15 protein-coding genes are annotated in these 21,767 nt (G+C 38.4%); 6 read left to right on the top strand and 9 right to left on the bottom strand.

Going from position 1 to position 21,767, the window contains the following annotated elements:
• Positions 1-167: 167 nt before the first annotated feature.
• The 9 genes from WAE64_RS24660 to WAE64_RS24620 all read right to left on the bottom strand — a co-directional run bounded on the left by WAE64_RS24660 (position 168) and on the right by WAE64_RS24620 (position 12,561).
• Positions 168-2,654, bottom strand: a complete 2,487-nt coding sequence (locus WAE64_RS24660; RefSeq protein WP_340240856.1) for a hypothetical protein — start codon at positions 2,652-2,654, stop codon at positions 168-170.
• A gap of 622 nt (positions 2,655-3,276) precedes the next feature.
• Entirely contained in the window at positions 3,277-4,008 is a 732-nt protein-coding gene (locus WAE64_RS24655; RefSeq protein ID WP_340240854.1) for a LytR/AlgR family response regulator transcription factor, read from the bottom strand.
• Positions 4,001-5,041 (bottom strand): sensor histidine kinase, encoded by a 1,041-nt coding sequence (locus WAE64_RS24650; protein WP_340240853.1) that lies wholly within the window; start codon positions 5,039-5,041, stop codon positions 4,001-4,003. Before WAE64_RS24650 ends, WAE64_RS24655 begins: the two co-directional genes overlap by 8 nt.
• 806 nt (positions 5,042-5,847) lie before the next feature.
• Complete coding sequence (locus tag WAE64_RS24645) at positions 5,848-6,828, bottom strand: GSCFA domain-containing protein (protein WP_340240851.1); 981 nt, start codon at positions 6,826-6,828, stop codon at positions 5,848-5,850.
• A gap of 385 nt (positions 6,829-7,213) precedes the next feature.
• Complete coding sequence (locus WAE64_RS24640; RefSeq protein WP_340240849.1) at positions 7,214-7,870, bottom strand: DUF2490 domain-containing protein; 657 nt, start codon at positions 7,868-7,870, stop codon at positions 7,214-7,216.
• A 47-nt stretch (positions 7,871-7,917) separates the two neighbouring features.
• The gene (locus WAE64_RS24635; RefSeq protein ID WP_340240847.1) at positions 7,918-8,526 is read right to left on the bottom strand and encodes a DUF4956 domain-containing protein; all 609 of its coding nucleotides are present in this window, start codon (positions 8,524-8,526) and stop codon (positions 7,918-7,920) included.
• Complete coding sequence (locus WAE64_RS24630) at positions 8,477-9,292, bottom strand: polyphosphate polymerase domain-containing protein (RefSeq protein WP_340240846.1); 816 nt, start codon at positions 9,290-9,292, stop codon at positions 8,477-8,479. The genes WAE64_RS24635 and WAE64_RS24630 overlap by 50 nt, the downstream gene beginning before the upstream one ends.
• A gap of 99 nt (positions 9,293-9,391) precedes the next feature.
• Entirely contained in the window at positions 9,392-10,936 is a 1,545-nt protein-coding gene (locus WAE64_RS24625) for a CotH kinase family protein (RefSeq protein WP_340240845.1), read from the bottom strand.
• A gap of 146 nt (positions 10,937-11,082) precedes the next feature.
• Positions 11,083-12,561 (bottom strand): CotH kinase family protein, encoded by a 1,479-nt coding sequence (locus WAE64_RS24620; RefSeq protein WP_340240843.1) that lies wholly within the window; start codon positions 12,559-12,561, stop codon positions 11,083-11,085.
• A gap of 288 nt (positions 12,562-12,849) precedes the next feature.
• On the opposite strand from WAE64_RS24620, the gene WAE64_RS24615 reads away from it, so the two are divergent.
• The 6 genes from WAE64_RS24615 (at position 12,850) to WAE64_RS24590 (ending at position 21,652) form a co-directional block, all read left to right on the top strand.
• Positions 12,850-13,956: a sensor histidine kinase gene (locus tag WAE64_RS24615; protein ID WP_340240841.1), complete on the top strand. Its 1,107-nt coding sequence runs from the start codon at positions 12,850-12,852 to the stop codon at positions 13,954-13,956.
• Positions 13,937-14,674: a LytR/AlgR family response regulator transcription factor gene (locus WAE64_RS24610; RefSeq protein WP_340240839.1), complete on the top strand. Its 738-nt coding sequence runs from the start codon at positions 13,937-13,939 to the stop codon at positions 14,672-14,674. The genes WAE64_RS24615 and WAE64_RS24610 overlap by 20 nt, the downstream gene beginning before the upstream one ends.
• Positions 14,675-14,773: 99 nt before the next feature.
• Positions 14,774-17,533, top strand: coding sequence for a TonB-dependent receptor domain-containing protein (locus tag WAE64_RS24605; RefSeq protein ID WP_340240837.1), 2,760 nt, complete (start codon positions 14,774-14,776; stop codon positions 17,531-17,533).
• An 11-nt stretch (positions 17,534-17,544) separates the two neighbouring features.
• The gene (locus tag WAE64_RS24600; protein ID WP_340240835.1) at positions 17,545-18,396 is read left to right on the top strand and encodes a DUF4249 domain-containing protein; all 852 of its coding nucleotides are present in this window, start codon (positions 17,545-17,547) and stop codon (positions 18,394-18,396) included.
• A gap of 211 nt (positions 18,397-18,607) precedes the next feature.
• Positions 18,608-19,450: an endonuclease/exonuclease/phosphatase family protein gene (locus WAE64_RS24595; protein ID WP_340240833.1), complete on the top strand. Its 843-nt coding sequence runs from the start codon at positions 18,608-18,610 to the stop codon at positions 19,448-19,450.
• A gap of 210 nt (positions 19,451-19,660) precedes the next feature.
• Entirely contained in the window at positions 19,661-21,652 is a 1,992-nt protein-coding gene (locus WAE64_RS24590; protein WP_340240831.1) for a DUF3857 domain-containing protein, read from the top strand.
• Positions 21,653-21,767: the final 115 nt, after the last annotated feature.

The following is a 21,767-nucleotide window of genomic DNA, read 5'->3' as shown; positions in this document are numbered from 1 at the left end:
GGTAGTGAAGGTTTCGCCCAATGTCCACGATACCTGAACATTGCCAGTGGCTGTGTAACCTCCAGCAGAAGCTACTACCTGTGGGCTTACGCTTTGTGCATTTGCCAAACCTACCCACAAACCAGAAAGTAACATCATAGTGCTAATACTATTTTTCATAATCTTTGTTAGTTAAGTGGTGTTGCCTTTAATAATGAACCTGCACCTACAATAGTTGGATTTGAGCCTGAAGTATTTTGGGCCCATTTAACTCTCAAGCGTCCTGCAGTACTTGTGGTCAAATACAATTCAAGACGTGTTGGCGTTGCTAAACTTGGATTAGACGTATTTCCTATTGGTGAATTATTCATTAAAGCTGAAAGATTCACATCAGTGGCTGGAATTGTGAATGCATAAACTATTGAAACATTTGTGAGTGTTCCAGAGTAAGAATATTGATAATTAATTCCGTATCCACTCCCTGTATTTTGTCTCCTTGCCATCAATACTCCTTCTATATGATAAGTTTTATTGGCGGCAAGGTCTAGAAATAAATCGGCATCATCTTGCGGAGTTGTATTATTGCTAATGGGTTGACTATCACTAGTTTTTCTTACAATAAGTGTAGAAGAACTTCCACCTGAAGAAGGTGTTACCCAACCTAGCTGAACATCATTAGATGATACAGATGAAACTCCCATTACCTGCCCAGCGGTACCCGCAGAAGCAGGCAAAATCAAATTTATCGAACTACTTACTGCCGGTGCTCTAAGGCCAACATAATCTGTACCAGACCCTGAAGGTTCCTGAATTCTTATCCCATTACTACTATTGGTATTATTGGTTACAGATAAACTTCCATTTTGCACTGTCAAAGGGTTGCCTGTAAAGGTTTGGGTACCAGACCATGTATTTGCATTAGCTAAATTAATACCCAATTGTGAGCCTGAAGTACCATCGCCGCTAAGAGTTGCATTAGTTGTAACACTTGCCAGACCATTAGCACCATCGGCACCTGTAGCACCTGTTGGACCCGTGTCACCCGTCGGGCCAGTAGGCCCTGTTGCGCCAGTTGAGCCTGTCGCACCGGTATCTCCGGTAGCACCTGTTGGACCAGTAGGTCCGGTTGGTCCTACTAACCCTGTTGCTCCAGTATCTCCTTTAGCTCCATCAGCTCCAGTTGGGCCTGTAACACCATCAGCTCCGGTTGCGCCCGTAACACCTTGTGGTCCTGTATCACCAGTTGGGCCAGTTGGACCAGTTACTCCCGTCGAACCAACAGCACCAGTTGGGCCTGTAACACCATCGGCCCCAGTTGGACCTGTTGCCCCTGTAGCGCCAGTTGGACCTGCAACTCCTATAAGACCTGTTGCTCCTGTTACACCTTGTGCTCCTGTTGGACCTGTTACTCCCTGAATACCTGTAGCTCCTGTTGCTCCCGTAGCCCCTGTCGGGCCTGTGGCGCCTGTAGCTCCTGTTGTTCCGGTTGACCCTCCAATACCCTGAATGCCTTGTGAACCTGTCGGACCTGTTGCTCCGGTAGGGCCTGTTGGACCTGTAATACCTGTGGCACCAGTAACACCTTGAATACCTTGTGCGCCAGTAGGGCCTGTTGCACCTACAGCTCCGGTATTACCTTGTGCACCTGTTGAGCCTGTTACACCTTGAATACCTTGTGCGCCTGTTGGCCCTGTTGCTCCAACTGCTCCAGTGGCACCTTGTGCACCTGTTGGCCCTGTTACACCCTGAATACCTTGTATGCCTTGTGCCCCCGTTGCTCCCGTTACACCTTGTATGCCTTGTGCCCCTGTTGGCCCCGTTACGCCCTGAATACCTTGTATACCTTGTGCCCCCGTTGCTCCCGTTACACCTTGTATGCCTTGTGCCCCTGTTGGCCCCGTTACGCCCTGAATACCTTGTATACCTTGTGCCCCCGTTGCTCCCGTTACACCTTGTATGCCTTGTGCCCCTGTTGGCCCCGTTACGCCCTGAATACCTTGTATGCCTTGTGGCCCTGTTGCTCCGGTAGAGCCTGTTGCACCTCTCGCTCCTGTTGGCCCTGCGATTCCTTGCGGACCTGTTGCTCCCTGAATACCCTGCACACCTTGCGGCCCTGTTGCTCCGGTAGGGCCAGTTGCCCCCCTAGCACCTGTTGGCCCTGCGATTCCTTGCGGACCTGTTGCTCCTTGAATACCTTGCGGTCCTTGCTGCCCTGCAACACCAGTAGCACCTGTTGGGCCTGTTGCCCCTGTGGCTCCTGTTACTCCAGGTGTACCACTCGTCTCTGCATATAAAGCATAGGGAACACTCATCATTTGTGTTGTACCCATATTAACATAATTTGTGCCCCCTGCTGCATCAAGTTCTACTTGCATAAACTTGCTTCCAACAGCCCAGTTAATGCTGTTAAACGTATTTAAAATAGGGGTGCCCATACCTACTGTAAGCGTAAACAAACCCAGTGAGTTGGTTGTGGTAGTATGTCTTTCAGCATAAGCAATTGTTCCGCTTGCACTACCTGTAAAAATGGTAAACTTAACGGCAATGTTCTGGTTTACCAAAGCATTACCACTAGCGTTTCTGGCTATCGCCTGATAAGGAATTCCCTTTGGTACCTGTGCCCATGAACTCATACTTATCAGTAATGGAAATAATAAAAGATAAAAAATTCGCATAGTTAGACGATTATGGTTCTGTTAATTTGAAAACAAAAAGCTACTATCCTAAACCTAGTAGTAGGTTTAGTTTTTTATTAAATAAAAGGTTAGTGAGAAGAAATTTGAATAATTATACCTAATCATGCTTAGTATAGGTATTCCTAATCAAAATCTTTTAAATGTACTTTTTGAGATGATTAATTGACAAAATGAATAAAAACCAAGAAGTTATCAGGATTTTATTTTCTGTTTAAAAATAGAAGGATTTTTTGAGGAACAAATCAAATAATAATAAGGATAGCAGAAATGATATTACTTGATGAAGTCACAGCCAGTACATGGTCTTCTTAAAGAACCCAAACAATCCTTAAAAATTTCTATATTATAATTTCTTAATTTGAACATTAGAGTCAGAAAAATGCGGTTGAAATGGGATTTCTGAGAAATTAATTTTTAACATAATAGCTAATTTTAAAAGTTAGTGATATACTTACCATGGCTTAAATATATTATTTACAATAAATAATATGATGGTCTGTTTTTTGATTTCAAAAATACCATAAAATATAAATAATCCGTAACACAATTTCAACTTTCTTTTGCTCGAAATGAACATTTGGGTGTTTTGCCTTTAAACTTTTTACTTAAATTGTTCAATTAGTTCCCTACGATAAGTTAGCCCGACAGGTAATGATAACTCACTTATAAATAAAGAATTACCGCTGATACGTGTAACCCGCTTTATTGAAACCAGATAAGATTTATGAACTCGCACAAATTGTGTGCGAGGTAAACGCTGCTCAAGCTCTGAGAGTGTCAGGGCTGTGAGAAAGGTTTGAGTATCGGTAAAAATTTTTATGTAATTTCCCCAGCTTTGAGCATACTTTATATCTTCTATTTCTACCCTGATCCAATCGCCATCTACCCTTATTACCAAAGATGTTTCATATTGCGCCGAAGGAGGCGTGTTAATGGTTTTATCGGGTACCCCCAAACCATAATGATAAAAGGCTTTATCAACAGCTTTTAGAAAACGAGTAAACTGAATAGGTTTTAATAGATAATCAACTACATCGTAAGCATAGCTTTCAAGAGCATAATCAGAATACGCCGTTGTAAATATCACCAGTGGTTTGTTTTTTAGAGTGCTCAGCATTTCAAAACCATTCATCTGTGGCATATTAATATCCAGAAACATCAAATCTACTTTTTTATGATGCATCAGGTTAATAGCTTCTATGGCATTTTCGCAGTTACCTATCACTTCTAATCTTTCAATCTGCGAAATATAATGTTCCAGCACCAAATGCGCCCCGTGTTCGTCGTCAACAATGATACACTTCAAACTCTTTATCTGCTTATTATCACTCATGCGTTTTAGGATTTAAGTTTAAGGTAAGAAGTGTTCGGTATTGATTTTCGACTTCCGATAAATCAAGGTTATATTGTGCCGGATAAAATGCCTCCAGACTTTGTCGAGTATTGGGAATTCCTACACCCGTAGAGACCAATTGAGGCTTGAGCACAGGCACAGAATTGAGTATATCTAATATGAGAATACCGCTTTTCATTGAAATGTTAATCGATACAAAGCATTTTTTTACAGTACCGCTGCTATGTTTAAAGGCATTTTCGATAAGTGGCAAGAGCAATAATGGGACAATCTGATAATTACTCAGCATTTCTAATGGCTTCGGATAGTTATATGTTACATTACATCGTCGCCCGATTCGCTCTTTTTCTAAATTTATATAATTATTCAGGTACTCAATTTCATCGCTTAATTTCACCTTTTGTTTAGTGCCTGATTCAACCTGATAACGCATCAGCTGCGATAATTGCATAATCATAACAGGCATACGAGCAGGCTCCTGAATGCTGATACCATAGAGATTGTTGAGAGTATTAAACAAAAAATGCGGGTTCAATTGTGCTTGCAATAGTTTGGTTTGGGCTTCGCTCAGTTGTAGCATCTGTTTACTACTTCTTACCTGTTGCCTATAAAAATGCTCAAGCAAAAAGATAGCTTCCATTGTAATAATGCTAACCGAAGTAGTGGCAATATATAATAGTCCCATCTTGACCCAGTTCTGTGCCTGATGAAATTCAGGATAAAACCAGAAGTAATCAGCCACAAATAAGAAAATACCGCCAGAGACTAGTATAACAACCGTAAAAAATAAAAACTTATTAAGCTGACCTTTAGTAAAAAGCGGAAAAACAAATACACGATAAAAAATAGCCAACACATAAAGAATAAGAAAATGAAGAAAACCTTCGGTTATTTCTTTAACTGATGAAAGGAAATTCCAGTGGCTGAGCGACATCAGAATAAAGAAGCCCCAGAAAAAAATAAGCTCCCGTACCCAATCAACTTTAACTTTTAATCGCTCAGTTTTAATCATGTTTTATCCTTTTTACAAAAGAAAAGAAATCCAGCTTTACCTCAAAAAACAAATGATGAACGCATAATATCACTAAAAAGCAGGCTTACATCATTCAAATTTTTGTAGAAAGCATTTCAAAATTATATTGTGCTACCAAAATTAATTCTTATTTAATATTAAATCTATTATATTTGTACAAATGACACTTATTAGTATAGCGTTACCACAACAAATGCCAATAAGACTTTTGACAAAGATATAAATTAATTTACTGGCTGCTCTACCTATGAAAAAGCTCAGCCAATCTAATTAAGCCATAATAGAGAACAATCAACAGAAATTTTTAGTTGGTAGGCCTGTTCTCAAAATCAGCCTTGAAACAAAAAACATTTGAGCTTCAAAAGGCTCATCAAGACGTTAGATTCTACATGAATCTTTCATACGCTTGTAGCAAAAAGCCCCTTTTTTTAGGGGCTTTTTTGTTGTGTCTCGTCTTAAGAAAAGTTGTTTCGCCCTGAAATAAGCTGACACAAAATTAGCTTATCATAGAAAATGCAAGAGAACAATATCAAGTGCGTATTAAAGGGATAATACCCTTGGTTTTAATTTGGCCGCAATGGCTCATGGATAAAAAGGTGGGCTTGCTTATTCTAAAATGAATGACTGACATTACAACATGGGTAAGAAGATAATGTTGCATGGTGGGGTGCTCAGTTTAGCAACTGCTTAGCCGAATCAAAATAAAATCCGGCTAAGCAGATAAATCCGCTAATTGATACTTATATCGTTTCAGATTAGAAAGTAGAATATAACTCAAATTCTATTTACGCTGCTATTAGTTGAGAAAGTACTTTTTCTTTTTCGCTCGATACATCAAATCTATCACTGAAACCATCTAGTTTTTCTAACAAATCTGCCAGGAACTTCTGGTGCGCAGGGGTATCGGTCTGAATTGGGCGGTGTGCCAACGACATTTTTACTTTATGCCATTCCTTCAGAAAACTATTGAGGTCTTCGGTAAAATAGGTTTCTGAGAATTTCTCAAAGATATATTTTTCTGCCTGCTCATTCGGATGAATCATATCTGCTTTATAGAAGCGATAGTCGCGCAGGTCATCCATCATTATTTCAAAACTCGGAAAGTAATGGACATCGTTAAACTCCTGCTCAATATGATAACAAGCCGTACGAAGAATACTTTTACTTACAGAATTTAGTTGCAGGGTTTCGCGGGTATGCCTTACCGGGCTTACCGTTAGTAAAATCTTGATTTTGTTGTTATGCATTTTCAGTTGCTCATACATCGCACTGAAACGCAGAGTAATATCTTTTACATTTAATACCTCTTTCTTAAAAGTAGATGCCGGAGCTTTATGGCAGTTGGCTACTACTAAACCGTTCTCTTTCAGCTGGTGCACAATTGCTGTTCCTAATGTAATAACCAGAAAGTTGGCTTTTCTTAAAAACTGCTGCGATTTTTTGTTGGTCTGATTCAACAAACTTTCTAGCTCTTCCCTTGTATTAGCGTAGAATTTTGAATGATAATCATAGTGCTGCCAGATACCTGAGTTTTCAACCATCAGATGTTTGTAAACCGGTTGGTTTTGCAGACTATTGCTAACCAACTTGAAAATTGAAGAAGGATTAAAAACAGTCCCGTAAGGGTTGCATAAGCATTGAATCTTATTATCGGCTAATTGACTTCCAATGACTTCAGAGAAACAAGAACCAACGGTCATTATTTTGGAGTCAGTGCCGATACGGAAGCGAGACGGACTCACTTCAATTTCAGTACGGAATTCCATTTTTTATACTTTATTAGGGGTTAGTATTTAAGGACAGATAAGTATTTGATAATCAACTCTTTGCGAAAGTAGATTTTTCGTTTGATACTCGCAAACTTTTTCAAAAAAAAACATTAAAATTAACAATTAGGACAAAATTTCCTAACCTAATGTATATATACTAAGAAATAATTGAACTTTTATATGATAAGTTTATTGCATCAAAAACCAAAGACCTCATTAACTCTATACTTCTGCTCCAACCAACCGTTTTATTAATAGATACTTTTCTTTAATAGCGAATCTTAATCTTATTTATTGTATCATACCCCTAATAATTAGTTTGCTAAATTTGAAATTTTTGCTTAGACCGTGCAATAAATTTAAAAATTATTGTTTACAAGATTTATAATTTTAACTTGTAGGTAAGTAAAATAGTGAAGTCGTCTAGTTTTGAATCAGTAAATTCTTGTGATACAAACCCGCCGAGGGTTAGCGCATTTCGTTTATTGAATTTGTAATCAACCTCAGCTTTATAGCGTAGCTCATCAAAGGCTTCGCCCATTCTGTAAAATAAGTCTGCTGAAATTGCTGGCGTAAACTTAGTTTTATTCGGGTAAGATACCTCCAGTCGGTTTCTCAAATAGCTTTTGTTGTTTTCGAGATTGCCGTTATCGTCTTTAAACTGATTTTGATAGCGCAAGCGATAGGCAAATTTTAAAAACGCAACTTTACGGTCGTAGGTAAGGTTAGCATAAAACCTATGATAAGGCTGAAATACATAAGCCGCATCACCTTTGTCGTATTTACGACGGCTGATGAAACGATAAAATGCACTCACTTCCCAACGCTTATTAAATTTGTAATTTGCACCTAATTCGGCAATATAAGAGCCTGTTGTGCTCAGGTTGTTGGTTATACGCCATTGCCCGTCGAGTTCGAGTGATATTTTCTTGGTAATGCTTTTACTTAGGTTTATGCCAGTCCATAAATTTGTGGTTTTTGTCTGGCCCACGCTAATCAGTGGGAGTAAGAGAATCAGAATAAAAAAACATTTTTTCATTTTGTTGCTTTTAGCTTTTAGTGTTTATCGATTAAAATATACTCGGCTTAGTAATAATAGATGGTCATAATGGCAGCGTCTTTCAGAAAATCAAATTCCTGAATTTCTACCCTGTGTACATTCAGCCCGGTTCGTGCTTTAAGGTCGGCCAATAGTGCTTCATAATGCTCTGGTGCCACCAGTTTTATGTTTTCATAGCTCACTAATTTTGAGTGTTCCTTTTTGATAAGCCAGCCGCTTTCTAACAAATGCGTAACCCCAAGAATGATAATAGCAAATATAGCCAAATCTATCCAGCTTCCCTTGCTGATAGCAGCTATTAAGCCAATAGCAATTACAAGAAACAAATAGGTCATATCTTTTGCCGAAATACCCTCGGTTCGGTAACGAAGCATTGAAAATACTGCAAACAAACCAAATGCGGCCCCCATCGACATCTCTACCTTATTTAGTAAATATGTAATAAGAAATATAATTAGATTAAAGACGAAAAATGTAAGGAAAAGGTCGGTTCTTTTATAATTTGGGAAATAAATAAAACGGATTAAGATAAAAATGGCGGCTAAATCGACACATAGTCTTAAGAAAAGCTTGGTTGAAAGTTTGTCAAACAATTGAAACTGGTCGATAGAGATGAGTTCCTGAAGCAAAATCATATTGGTTAATTAATTTATGAATTTTTTGTAAATGTGGTTTGAATGCGTTGTGAGGTATATCTTCAAAAAGGCTGATGATTCCGAAACAGTATTTGCTGATAGAGCCTTGTCTGATATGATATTTTCGCATGAGGTCGATAAAAGGAGAACCCATTGATTTTGCTTGCTTTACTTCGGCAATTGCAATTTCAGGATAAGCTTTTTGTTGCTGACTATTTCTGAAAGTAAGTTTGAGGTCAATGGTTAGTCTTTCTTGCGACTGTTTGTTTACCAGAGTAATTCGGGTGTAGTCGACCCAGATAACACCCATAAAATCGTGGTGGTAAAAGGGTGTCGATTGCTCCAGAAATGCTGCTGATGCTAAATCTATTTGAGCATCAATTGTTTCTCGTTTGATTCTGGTCTTAATTGTTCGTCCTTTATTGTTTTTGAATTTTATTTCAAAGAACTTCAGGTTAGAATCTACATAGTTTCTCGACCTGATTTTGTATCTACTGGCTCGTTTCTTAAGATGGTTGTTATAAAGAAGCAGGTCTGAGGTATCATAATAAAGCGTTTCGTAATGGCATAAACGCTTGTTTGCCACTTCAAGAATCCGATAATTTTCTCTGGCATCTTGCAGAATCTGTGGCAGGAGTTGCAGGGGTATAACGTATTTTACATCTACCCGGTCCATGAGTTTCACACTATCCATTTCTTTAAGAGAAATCGGCTCAAAGAAATGAGTAAGGTTTTCGATTTCATCAAAAAAATACGCTGTTTTCATCGATGAATTTGGTTTGTTTAAATTGATTTAGGCTGTGAAATCAAATTGTGATTTATAAGGTGGCATACCCTTAGCTATGCACACCTTAATGGTCGGGGCTTATTTAAGATAAGTGTTAACTGCTTGGGTACGGGTTACTACGTGCTGTTTTAACTGCTCAATACCACTTGTAAAGGCCGCAGCATTAGACAAAAAAGTGTACTTGGTTTGTTCGGGCTCAGTACCAATTACATAAGGTGATATTAAATTATAGTGCTTGTCAATAATCGCATTCATTTTGGCGCTGGTGAAGTAATTGGTACTAAAATCCTGTACATAGCTTTTGTATTTAGCAAGGTAGGTGGCATCATCAGCCAGATAGCGTATAAGTGGCCAATTAGTGCCTACCTCTGTCATTTCTAATGACACACCTCTACCCATAGTGCCGCCACCTTGCTGGTTGCCGTTTGTACTCGTCGAGGTCATTGACAGGTTAAAATCCCACGGAATCCAAGTTACTTTCTTGGTAGTTGTTGGTGTATATAAATAGTAGTTATGAGCCATTGCGCCGTAAGAATCCCAATTGACGATAGTATGGTTTATGGCTAGGTATTTCAAAAAATGGTCGACATTAAAAACTTTTTCAAGATTTGTACGCCATTGACTCGGATTAGTTAGCCTATCTGCACTATTCAGCGCAGTAATAACCGATTGAACGTCACTATAATCGGCGGCTGTTTCATTATTTTTCTTTTCAAAATTTGCCTGGCTAAATGTCTGGAACGTTGATTCTGGCTTGTAAATATTACCGTTTTCTTCTCCGAACTGGTTTTCTACCATTGTATCGTCAATAACCTCTATCATGGTATATACGCCGCAGTATTTCAGGCCTTCACCAAAATTAATATACACCTTGCAAAAAGAAGTACGAGCCGCCGGAATACCCGCCGAGCGGAAAAGGTCGGCCACAATTTTATCTTTCATTAAAGTATTATCGTTATGTCCGGGTGCCATAGATAATTCTTTGAATCCATAAAAACGCTGATTTTTGATTTCGGGATAATCGTCTTCAAATTCATCGAACTGTAGTTTAAAAGGAAGTTTATAGATACCTTGCGACCAGGCTTGTGATAAACTGGAGTTACCTTTTAAACGAAAACCGACTTTGTACCACTCTTTACCGTTATATTTGAAAGAAACAGGTACATAAATAGGGTCTCCTGGAATAATATCTAAAGAACCTCCGCCGCCATTCGTTGGATTCTGTCCATTGTTAGGGTTGCCTCCATTAGTAGGAGGTGTTTGCCCGTTATTAGGATTACCGCCGTTTGTTGGTGGGTTACCCATATTGCCTCCATTATTATTGGGGTTTTGTTCGTTTCCGCCCTGCATATTACCTCCAGCACCAAAATCATTGCCTGCTTTTGAAATCATATCAGCTCTTATGGCTTCCCAGTTTTCGCTCGTCATGGTTATTTCAATACTATTCACTTTGTCTTCAGGAAAAACTACGTCATAATCAGGCTTTGCATCGTTACTATGGGTAGCTGTTGTCCAGTCGGTTAAGCCTGCATGAGTGGCGTCTACACTTTCGCTAAGTGTTTTGCAAGAGAGTGTTGCCCACAGAGAAAAACCTATGAGCAACCTGCTATTTAGTCTATTCATATTGGTGTATCAATAATTTTTATTGTTGCTTATACCAAAAGAGACGAGCACCTTTAAAAAATGGAGACAGGGTGTCGAAAACCAACATAAATGTGTAGACTATGTTAAGAAATTGTTAAGTTTTGCCCCTCTATAAACACAATATGTTATTTCAAAAACAGAATTACCTCTTTGTTGCGCCTAACTACGTGTTCTTTCAGATGCGCTAATTCGTTTTGGAAGTCTTCGGTGTTTTTTAAGAATGAGTAAGGCATTTGTTCCTTTTCTTTACCTATTACATACGGAGCAATCAGCTTATGATTCTGCTCAAAGAGCGTATTCATTCGTGCCGGCGTAAAAATGCTTTCAGCAAACTCTTTTACATATTGTTTGTATTTGGCATAGTAAAAAACATCATCAGCAATAAATTTTATAAGTGGCCAGTTTTTACCAGTTTCTTTCAATGACAATGAGGTACCTCTACCCATAGCACCGCCACCCATTGGCGGTGGGAAACCCTCTGGAGGCTTAAATCCTTCGGGCGTTTTAAAGCCATCAGGAGGTTTGAAACCTTCGGGCCTTTCCATTTTTGCATCCAATGCTAGGTCGTTGTCCCAGGGTATCCAGGTGAGTTTGTGAGTAGGGGAGTTGTAGAGATAAAAATTATGCGGTAGTGCTCCATACGTATCCCAGTTGACTATTGTGGTATTAATAGCCAGCCATTTAATAAAGTGGTCAACATTGAAAGTTTTTTCAAGATTTGTGCGCCATGCTACATCGTCTGTCAGGCGTGTGGAGTCGTTGAGTGCCTTTATAAAAGCTTGTACATCTTGCCAGTCGGCTTGTTTTTTGTTATTTTTCTTTTCAAATTGTTCGGCTTTAAACTTTGTAAAAGATGATTCAGGCTTATAGATGTTGCCATTATCTTCGCCAAATTGAGTTTTTATCATAGTATCTTCAATTACCTCTACCAAAGTATAAATTCCACAGTACCTTTTCCCTTCTCCAAAATCGATATAAACCTTATAGAAGGCTGTTTGCGCAGCAGGGATACCTGCTTGCCGAAAAATATCTGCTGCTACTTTTTCTCTTATAAGTGATTTGTCATTAATCCCCGGCGAAAACGAAAGGGTACGAAAGCCATATAAATCTTGCTTTGCATAACGACCAAAATCGAGGCGAAACGGTAGTTTATAGATGCCTCTTCCCCAAGCTTGTGTCAGGCTTGAGTTGCCTTTCAAACGAAAAGCTGTGCTTGAATAAACTTTATCTTTAAATTTTACAGAAACTGAAAAGTATTTAGGTTCACCTTTACCAAACTGCATCATCCCTCTATCTGCAAAGTCTGGTAGCGGGGCAAATGGACTTGTTGGATTACCAGCGGGTGGCATCGGTGGCCTTCCGCCACCCATTGGTGGGCGACTTTCACCAAAATCGTTACCGTATTTTTCTTTCATATCAGTTCTTATACTATCCCATTGGCTCTTATTAAGGGTGATTTCAATAGTATTTACTTTTTTTTCGGGGAAGACAACTTTGTAGTTAGGAGCTGCACCGTGTGTTTTCTGAGCCGACAACAAAGCTGGGTAACTGAGTAGCCATGCAATTGAGAATAGATAAATTGGCTTTGAAATGATAGGACTCATAAGCAGGTTAATTGATTTTGTCGAACCAATTAACGTATATTATTACCAATGCAGTAGCTTGTGTATATTCGTCAATCAATTGTGTAGATTTTTATTAAACAGGTATTATGAGGTATTAAAGTACTAGCGTTTTGCTCCGGACTGATTATAAGTCTAATCTGAGTTTTATGTTATACACTTATCTACACAATGTGGTTAATCATATACTGATTAACTCTTTTATGTACATCTACACAGCATTCTATAGTAGTTTATGGTTTGTTAATTGCTTATCTTAAATTGTTTTCAATGAATTTCATACGACGCTATTCAGTTTGGTTGCATATTATTGGTTGGATAATATTTATTATTATGCCTTTTCTGACATCGCCCAACAATAATTTTAATTTCTTTCGTCAACCAGGCTTTTCGTCGTTCTTACTTTCGCAGTTGATTAACGATTTCATGCTTATTGCAGTTTTTTACTTCAATCTGAGCTTTCTGACACCAAACCTGTTTATAAAAAAAAACACACTGGCTTTTGTATTGTATCTGGTAGCTATTTTTGTGTTTATTCTGCTACTTAACAAGTTCACTTTTGAAACATTCAGAAGGCCTAATTTCCCAAGAATACCCCCACAAGATTTATCGGGCTTCAGACATAGAATGCCTCCACCGGGGCCAATGTTCATGCCATTCCCTTTTTTATTCAGGGTAACTATCTCTTTTCTGTTAGTGATACTAGCTAGTTCATTATTGGCCTTAATAAAAGAACGGAGTATACAAAAAGAAGAAAAACAACAAATGGCGCTAGAGAAAACAGCTGCCGAACTAGCAGTGCTGAAGTTGCAAATTAGCCCTCATTTCTTGTTTAATACTCTTAATAACATCAGGTGGTTGGCACGACAGAAATCAGATATGACAGAAGATTCGGTTGTGAAACTCTCACAATTACTGCGATACATGATTTATCAGGCCAAATATGATAAAGTACCACTTGTACAAGAGATTAACCACCTGCAAAACTATGTTGAGCTACAAAAAATGCGCTTGCCCGAAAACAACGAGGTAAAGTTTACATACGGAGGCAACATAGAGCAATGGAGTATAGAACCATTGTTGTTTATACCTTTTGTTGAAAATGCCTTTAAATATGGCCTGCACAGCCAAAAAGAGAGCAAAATAGAAATTAATTTAAAGGTTGATGGAAATACGCTGAACCTCTTCGTTAGAAATCCCGTCTTTGCTAATAACTTCCCTGTAAACGCAGAAGATTCGGGCATTGGTATTCAGAATGTAGAAAAGCGATTGGCACTACATTACCCTGACAGGCACGAATTGAATATTGTGAACATAGGAGGGTATTTCAGTATAGATTTAACCCTTATTTTAGACGATGTTGAGCCCAAAAAATAGAGATATTGTAAAGTGCATAGCTATTGACGACGAACCCTTTGCCCTTGAAATACTTGCCGATGATATACATAAAATTTCTTTTCTTGAATTGGCAGGGGTGTTCTCGAGCGCATTAGATGCTGAACAGTTTCTACAAAACAATGAAATTGACTTGATTTTTCTGGATATTCAGATGCCAACTCTTACGGGTACGCAATTCTTACGACGACTTACAGCCCCACCAATGGTGATTTTCACGACTGCTTATGAACACTATGCACTTGAAGGCTATGATTTGAGCATAATTGATTATTTACTTAAGCCTATTCCATTCGAACGTTTTCTGAGAGCGGTCAATAAAGCTTTTGAACTTCATCTGCTGAAAATAAAAGCTGAAACCCCTAAAATAGTGACTGAAGAACGCCTGTTTTTCTTTATACACTCTGAATACAAGCAGATTAAGCTGTTTTATGACGAAGTACTATACATTGAAGGTTTGAAAGATTATGTAAAAATATACATAAAAAATAATACCAGACCTATACTGACTCGCATGAATTTGAAGACGATTGAAGGTAAATTACTTGAGAGCCAGTTTTGTAGGGTTCATCAGTCTTATATTGTTTCATTAGATAAAATTACCTCTTTTCAAAAGACTAAGCTCTTGATTGATAAACAGGAGATTCCGATAGGGAGACGCTTTATTGATATTTTTAAAGCAAAGTATCATGAGGCTTAGATATACACAAACCGATTGATTCTATACACTTCAAAAAAGACAGGCATCTGAAATATTAGTGGTTGCGTCATTGACAAAAAAACTAATTGTAATGCCTATATGAGAAAAAGACTATCCTACTTTTCATTAATTGTTTTATGGATTTGCCTTGCAGGAGAAGTGTATGCGCAGAATTCTAAAAAATCTACAGTCAATAATCCACTAATAAAAGATGAGTTCTTCAATAATATCCCATTAGCCAATGTATTGGCCGAAATGGAGAAGAAATATCCGATTAAGATGGTTTATGATAAGGACGAGCTAAAACCTTATAATATTACCTATTGGTTTGCCAATGAAACTTTTCAGGATGGGCTTAAAGCCGTTTTCAAGAAAATGCCTCTAAAATTTTATCTTGACGAAAATGAGATAATACACATTATTGGCAAAAACAAAAGAATAGAAACCATTGCCGATGTAAAATTTGAAGGACAACCTACCAGAACCGATTTTACACTAACCGGAAAAGTAGTAGATGCTACAAACGGCGAAACCCTGCCTTTTGCTACCGTGAATATCAGGAATACTAAAACAGGTAGCCAGACCAACGTTGATGGGTATTTCACCTTATTGAAAGTTCCGGCTGATACTGTTACACTTGAGGTAAGCTACGTTGGGTTTATTACCCGTTATTACCACCTGAATCCAAGAGTAAATCTGGCAGACCTAAGAATTGAAATAGAACCAGCTACGGGAGTGTTGGAAGAAGTAACGGTATCAGAAAAGAAAACCGAGGTTTTGAAGGCGAACGAAGTGGTAGGTATGATAAAAATGACACCTAGGAACATTGCCCGTTTGCCCAATGTAGGCGAAAGAGACCCTTTCAGGGCTTTTCAGTTGATGCCTGGAGTAAGCGCCTCTAATGAGTCTTCGTCTGGCTTATATGTGCGTGGAGGAACTCCCGACCAGACTCTGGTTCTGTATGATGGTTTTACGGTATATCATGTCGACCACCTCTTTGGTTTTTTCTCTGCCTTCAACTACAATGCGATAAAGGATATTCAATTATACAAAGGCGGCTTTGATGCGAAATTCGGTGGGAGGATTTCAGCCGTGGCCGAAATAACCGGAAAAGAAGGGAATAAAAAAGAATTCAATGCCGGAGCCGACATTAGCTTACTAAGTGCCAATGGCTATATAGAAACACCAATTGGGGACAAATGGACTTTTTTGGTAGCAGCACGCCGCTCATGGAAAGGACCACTTTACAAAAAGCTTTTTGAACGATTTACTACCGAAAATACAAACCAGAATACACAAACCGGTAGTTTGCCCGGCGGAACTGGGCGTAACCCATTCGGTTCATTTGGGCAAGAACAAGTGGCTAGTTCTTATTTCTATGATTTGAACTCAAAATTGACTTTCAGACCTACAAAAACAGACATATTCTCGCTAAGCCTTTACAATGGTACCGATAATATGGATAACTCGAGTAGCTCAAGTCTAACAGGTTTCGGCCCTCCGGGGGGAGGTGGCGGCGGTTTTGGCGGCAGAGGGTTTAATACTGCAAGTAATGATATTTCGAACTGGGGAAACCTGGGTGGTAGCTTAAAGTGGTCCAGACAATGGAGTGATAAGTTTTATAGCAATGCCCTTATTAGTTATTCAAACTATTACAGTACCAGAGATAATAGTCGTTTAATGACTATCACTCGTGATAGTGTAAATAGAGATGTGAGAGTAGGGCAGATAGAAGACAATAACTTGTCGGACATTACGGCCAAGATAGACTTTGAGTGGAAGCCAATAAGTAATAATCAGCTTGATTTTGGTTTACAGGCTACAAGAAACAACATTAAATACACCTACAGCCAAAACGATACGATTAAGGTTTTAGACCGTGATGATACAGGAAGTACTTATATAGCCTATGTGCAAGACCACATTAAGTTGTTTGATACAAAACTGCATATCACACCGGGTATCAGGATGACTTATTTTGATGTAACTCAAAAAAACTATTTTGAGCCTAGAATATCAGCCAATTTTAACCTGACTCCTAAATTTAAGCTCAAAGGTGCGGCGGGTATTTATTATCAGTTTGTGAAACAGATTAACCGTGAAGATATATCGCAGGGAAACCGCAATTTCTGGGTTTTGTCTAATTCTACTACGCTTCCGGTTACTCGTTCTAAGCACCTTATTATTGGTGGTAGCTACGAAACCTCAGGTTATTTGTTCGATGTAGAGTTTTACCAAAAAAAGAGTACCGACATTACAGAATATACGCTGCGATTTGTACCTCAGCTAAACCGAATGCTAAGTGCCAGCGAAACATTTTTTAATGGCGACGAGACCATTAATGGAGTTGATATTTTGGTACAGAAGAAGTTTGGTGATTTTAATGGCTGGATTGGTTACACATTGTCGGAAGCCAAAAGGAGTATAGCCGCTTTCTCTGACAAACCGTATTATTCTGACCAAGATGTGCGTCATCAATTCAAAGTTGTAGGTTCTTATAAATATAAAAACTGGGATTTAGCCGCTACCTGGATTTATTCGAGTGGGCGTCCATATACTTCAATTCTAGGGGCATATCAGGTTACGCTTTTAGATGGCACTATCAGAAACTTTACGAATCCATCTGATAAAAACGCAAACCGTTTTCCGGCTTATCATCGCATGGATATTTCGGCTACTTATAATTTTAGTCCGAAGTTTAATGTAAGTTTTGCGGTTTTCAACTTATATAATCGTACGAATACATGGTATAAGAGATTCCAGGTAATTACCGACGAAGACTTGACAGTGCTGCAAACTACCAATGTCAATTATCTGGGTTTTACGCCCAATGTTACTGTAACATGGAAACTTAAATAAGAATATTAGCAATGGGAAAAAAATATATCATCTTAACTCTTTTATTGATTCAGTCGCTTTTAATAAGTTGTACAGAAACCAACGATGTGATTGAGTCGGGCGAAAAACCAATTATAGAAGCTTATCTGGCACCGGGTCATCCGGTAAGTTTGAAAGTGTACACCGAAATACCCTATGCTGAGACTTCAGAGGGGGTTTCAGAGCCGATAGATGGGCTCAGTATTAAAATAACGGGTAGCAATGGCAAAGTTTTCATTCTGCAATCGATAGGTGGCGGTGTTTACGCTTCTGACGACAGCGAACTGATAGAAGGGGCATCATTAAAATACAAAATGGAGTTTGAATACAAAGGTAGAACCATAAGTGCCGAGACTGAAATTCCGGAAAAACCAACAGGGTTTGCAATTAGTGCTACTGAGGTATATCGAACACAAGTCAATTTATCGAGTGGCGGTTTTCCCGGAGGTGGTGGTTTTGGCGGAGGTAATGACAATACACCGATTGAACTTTCGTGGAGCAACCCTGAAAATGTGTATCATTTTATAGCCGTCGAAAACACGGAGGCCCAGCCTGTGCAAATAATTATTCCGCCTACAGGCTCTGAGTTTCCGACTTTCAGGTTCAGATTCACAAACGAGCCCCTTCTGGGCACGCATAATAATATTCAGCCACAGAGCCTTGAGTACTTCGGAAATTACGATGTGATTCTGTATAGAATCAACCCCGATTATTCGGCGCTTTATCAGTCTAGTGGCACAACCACGCAGAATCTTAGCACTCCACCATCAAGCATTGCTAATGGTTTAGGCATTTTTACAGGTATTAATTCAGATACGTTGAAACTACTTGTAAAGAAAAACTAATAATTTTTTCATAAGGTAAATCAGTTCGATAAAGGGTTGGTATATAGCGTTACCGGCCCTTTTATCTTTATGAAATTATTAAAATATAGGTTTTAATTTAATGGTAGTTTTTTATAAGAATTACGAATCTATGATTTACTTTGCGCTTGATACGGAAATGTAAATTTTTTGTATTCAGATTCAATTTTCAACCAAAACCTTCACCATTTAAATGAGATTAGCATTTATTTTCCTGCTTTGTGGCATTTTGTTTGCCTCTGCCGGATTCGCACAAAAAAACACACCTATTACAGTTGCATCCTATAATTTACGTTATAACACAGCTAATGATGGCGTAAATGCCTGGCCAAATCGTAAAGAAATGGTAAAAGCGCTCATTACCTTTCATGAATTTGATGTTTTTGGTACACAAGAAGGGCTGCGTGGACAATTAGATGATATTGCCGAACTAGAAGAATTTGCTTTTTTAGGTAGCGGCCGTGACGATGGCAAGCAAGCTGGTGAGCATTCGGCCATTTTTTACAGAAAAGACCGATTTAAAGTGCTTAAATCAGGCGATTTCTGGTTAAGTGAGACACCCGATAAACCGGGTAAAGGCTGGGATGCCACTTGTTGTAACAGAATATGTTCTTGGGCAAAATTTAAAGATTTAACCACCAAAAAGGAGTTTTATTTCTTTAGTGTGCACTTCGATCACCAAGGGGTAGAGGCGCGTCGCCAGTCAGGTAAACTGATGGTACAAAAAATCCAAGAGATAGCAAAAGATGCGCCAGCAATATGCGCAGGTGATTTTAATTCAACACCTGAAACAGAGCAAATTAAAGAGATGCAAACGCTTTTGAACGACTCTCAAAGAGCTAGCATTACTCCTCCTTATGGCCCCGAAGGTACATTTAATGCCTTTAAGTTTGATGCGCCTATGAAAAACAGAATCGACTACATTTTTGTAGACAAAAGAATCAGCGTATTAAAGTATGGTGTATTGACAGATGCAAAAGAACAACGCTACCCATCAGACCACCAGCCGGTTGTGATAAAAGTACTTATTAAGTAATTCTTGAATATTTTCTCTGATTAGGCCATTTTCCGAAAGAAATGGCCTAATTTTTTGTCTACTCACACAATATTGTGGTTTTGTTTTTGTTAATTTGTAAATCAAAGATAATAAGCTTGACTAAAAAAATGCTTCTATTTTTAAGTGACAAAATATCTGCCTGATATTTGTCATTTGCCCAGTGAAATTTAAACATTACATCCCTCTTATATGAAAAAGACAGCAGTTTTGCTATTGTTGACTATTTATTCTCATTTGGTTTTTTCGCAGGTTACAGAACCCAAGGTTACATTCGGACAATTTAATATGGCTGATTTAGAGATGAAATCTTATCCAAAAGATTCTTCTGCTGAGGCTGTCGTATTATACAATTTCGCAGATTATTCTTACTCATTTCAGAATTCGACAGAGGTTGTTTATACTTTTCATACCCGAATAAAAATTCTTAAGAAATCGGGTCTTGAGCGTGGTACAATCAATATTCCGTTTCAGTGGGGTTCAAGCGCTGATAGACAAGAATTAGTAAAAGACATTAAAGGCTTTACTTATAATCTTGAAAATGGTAACGTAAAAATGTCGGAACTGACAAAGAAGTCTATTTTCGAAGAAAAATCGTCTGATAATGTCAGAGAAATGAAACTTGTGTTTCCACAGGTAAAAGAGGGTTCAGTTATAGATTTGAGCTATACCCTTACCTCACCTTTATGGTATCACCTGCGCACATGGGCATTCCAGAAAGATATCCCTGTTGTTTGGAGCGGTATTAAGGCTCTTATTCCCGGGTATTTCGATTTTAAAATTACCTACTTTGGGTACCATCCGTTTGCGATTAAAGATGTAAAGCAAGGGCGTGGGGCATTTATTTCTCGCACCGATGGGAAAGGACAGCAAATAGAAGACCCTTATCTTTCGTACCACTTTGCTATGAAAGACTTGCCAGCCATAAAGGCCGATGACTTTATGACTACCGTAGAAGATTATAGAAGCTCTATTGATTTTGAGCTTGCAAGAACCTTTTTTCCGGGTGGAGGAGAGCGAAACTACTCTATTACTTACAAAGATCTTACAAAAACACTTCTACAAGATGATAATTACGGCGGCCCATTACGAAAGTTTGGTAAAACTGCTAAAAAGATAGCAGCAGAAGTAATAGCCAAATCGGCCTCTAAAGATACACTTGTACTCGTTGAGAATGCCTATGACTATATAAGGAATACTATGAGCTGGAATGAAATGGCAAGGTTAGGAGTATCTGCTAAATTAGACCAGATTTATGAAAAGAAAATAGGCAATTCTACTGAAATAAATCTGATACTAGTAGCAGTATTACAAGAGCTAGGCTTTGATGCAAATCCTGTAGTACTAAGCACCCGTTCGCATGGAAAGGTATTGCCCGATATAGCACTTATTGACAGATTTAACTATAGTGTTGCGCATTTGATGGTAAAAGGCAAAGATTTTATGTTAGATGCAACAGATAGATACGTGAAGATGAATATGCTACCTAAACGGTGCTTGAATGATAGAGGCTGGCTTGTTTCTAAAAATCCGAGATGGGTGTCGCTTGTGCCTACAGAAAAAAAATATGTGAATACACAATTGGTTTTTTCGATAGAAGAAGACCAGCAGCTGAAAGGACACTTTAACGAATATTATTATGGCTATGCCAGCTCTGAAAAAAAGGCAGAAGTCAATGACCTAAGTGAAGAGAAATATTTCGAAAAACTCAAAAATCAATACACAAATTTTGAAGCTCCGGTATTTACATTGAAAGAGAGCGAAAGCAAAGAGTTAAATATCAATTGCCAAACAACAATAAATGAAGCGTATACAGTGGCAGGTGATAGAATATTTATACAGCCTTTGCTCTGGGAAACGCAGAAACAGAATCCTTTCACTCAGTCAGAACGCAAATATCCGGTTGATTTCGGGTATAATATGCAAGAAACAATGAGCGCAAAGTATACTATTCCGAAAAACTATAGTGTTGAAAGCATGCCTTCTTACACCAATTTGTATTTACCCGGCAATAAAGGCAAGTACTTATTCATGATAAAAGCCGAAAACGGCTTGATAGAAATAATGAGCCAGCTATTGCTAAATAAATCGGTATTTACGGCCGATGAGTATTTCGATTTGCGTGAGCTATACAATAAAATGATAGCCAAACAAAACGAACAAATTGTATTGAAAAAAAACTAACCTTTTCGTTTACTGCAAATACTTTACAATCATTTGGATAAATAAAAATTGTCTGAGTATATGTCAAAAGTTTGATAAGAGCCAAAAGATTTGTAAAATGGGTTTACCAAGACTC

Source organism: Emticicia soli (genome assembly GCF_037860775.1).
Lineage (GTDB): Bacteria > Bacteroidota > Bacteroidia > Cytophagales > Spirosomataceae > Emticicia > Emticicia soli.
The sequence above is the reverse complement of the archived record's forward strand: the minus strand, read 5'-3'. Positions and strand labels throughout refer to the sequence as shown.

What these genes read in the sequence shown, in the direction of transcription:
- WAE64_RS24660 (WP_340240856.1), bottom strand. Translation starts at nt 2,654, where the DNA reads ATGCGAATTTTTTATCTTTTATTATTTCCATTACTGATAAGTATGAGT.
- WAE64_RS24655 (WP_340240854.1), bottom strand. Translation starts at nt 4,008, where the DNA reads ATGAGTGATAATAAGCAGATAAAGAGTTTGAAGTGTATCATTGTTGAC.
- WAE64_RS24650 (WP_340240853.1), bottom strand. Translation starts at nt 5,041, where the DNA reads ATGATTAAAACTGAGCGATTAAAAGTTAAAGTTGATTGGGTACGGGAG.
- WAE64_RS24645 (WP_340240851.1), bottom strand. Translation starts at nt 6,828, where the DNA reads ATGGAATTCCGTACTGAAATTGAAGTGAGTCCGTCTCGCTTCCGTATC.
- WAE64_RS24640 (WP_340240849.1), bottom strand. Translation starts at nt 7,870, where the DNA reads ATGAAAAAATGTTTTTTTATTCTGATTCTCTTACTCCCACTGATTAGC.
- WAE64_RS24635 (WP_340240847.1), bottom strand. Translation starts at nt 8,526, where the DNA reads ATGATTTTGCTTCAGGAACTCATCTCTATCGACCAGTTTCAATTGTTT.
- WAE64_RS24630 (WP_340240846.1), bottom strand. Translation starts at nt 9,292, where the DNA reads ATGAAAACAGCGTATTTTTTTGATGAAATCGAAAACCTTACTCATTTC.
- WAE64_RS24625 (WP_340240845.1), bottom strand. Translation starts at nt 10,936, where the DNA reads ATGAATAGACTAAATAGCAGGTTGCTCATAGGTTTTTCTCTGTGGGCA.
- WAE64_RS24620 (WP_340240843.1), bottom strand. Translation starts at nt 12,561, where the DNA reads ATGAGTCCTATCATTTCAAAGCCAATTTATCTATTCTCAATTGCATGG.
- WAE64_RS24615 (WP_340240841.1), top strand. Translation starts at nt 12,850, where the DNA reads ATGAATTTCATACGACGCTATTCAGTTTGGTTGCATATTATTGGTTGG.
- WAE64_RS24610 (WP_340240839.1), top strand. Translation starts at nt 13,937, where the DNA reads ATGTTGAGCCCAAAAAATAGAGATATTGTAAAGTGCATAGCTATTGAC.
- WAE64_RS24605 (WP_340240837.1), top strand. Translation starts at nt 14,774, where the DNA reads ATGAGAAAAAGACTATCCTACTTTTCATTAATTGTTTTATGGATTTGC.
- WAE64_RS24600 (WP_340240835.1), top strand. Translation starts at nt 17,545, where the DNA reads ATGGGAAAAAAATATATCATCTTAACTCTTTTATTGATTCAGTCGCTT.
- WAE64_RS24595 (WP_340240833.1), top strand. Translation starts at nt 18,608, where the DNA reads ATGAGATTAGCATTTATTTTCCTGCTTTGTGGCATTTTGTTTGCCTCT.
- WAE64_RS24590 (WP_340240831.1), top strand. Translation starts at nt 19,661, where the DNA reads ATGAAAAAGACAGCAGTTTTGCTATTGTTGACTATTTATTCTCATTTG.